Raw genomic sequence first — 517 nt, 5'->3', positions numbered from 1 at the left:
GCCCTACGGCCTCACGCTCAATCTCAGGCGCCAACCGTCCTGGGCCACCTTGCGCGACAAACTGCTCAGCGGCGAGCTGGATGCCGCGCAGTGCCTGTACGGGCTGGTCTACGGCGTCCAGCTCGGCCTCGGCGGCAGAGCGGCAAGCGAGATGGCGGTGCTCATGGGACTGTGCCAGAACGGCCAGGCGATCAATCTTTCCGAACCGCTGAAGCAGGCTGGCGTGACCAGTGCGGAGGCACTGCTCCGGCATCGGCGCCAGAATGGTGCACGCCTGACCCTGGCGCAGACCTTTCCCACCGGTACCCACGCGCTCTGGCTGAACTACTGGCTGGCGAGCCTCGGTCTGCATCCGCTGCACGACGTGCACAGCGTGGTGGTTCCACCGGCGCAGATGGTCGGCCATCTCCAGGCCGGGCGCATCGACGGGTTCTGCGCCGGCGGACCCTGGGGCGCCCTGGCCGTGGACCAGGGCCAGGGCTTCACCATCGCCACCAGCCAGGCGATCTGGCCGGAC

At 68.9% G+C, this 517-nt stretch carries 1 protein-coding gene; it reads left to right on the top strand.

Translation table 11 applies throughout. The features are described from left to right. Positions 1-517, top strand: a 517-nt coding sequence (locus tag ACLJNW_RS23095) for a CmpA/NrtA family ABC transporter substrate-binding protein (protein ID WP_410961072.1), incomplete at both ends; no start/stop codon positions are given.

The organism is Salmonella sp. SAL4457, assembly GCF_046548235.1.
Classification (GTDB): domain Bacteria; phylum Pseudomonadota; class Gammaproteobacteria; order Enterobacterales; family Enterobacteriaceae; genus Salmonella; species Salmonella enterica.
This window is presented reverse-complemented; position numbering and strand designations above follow the sequence as displayed.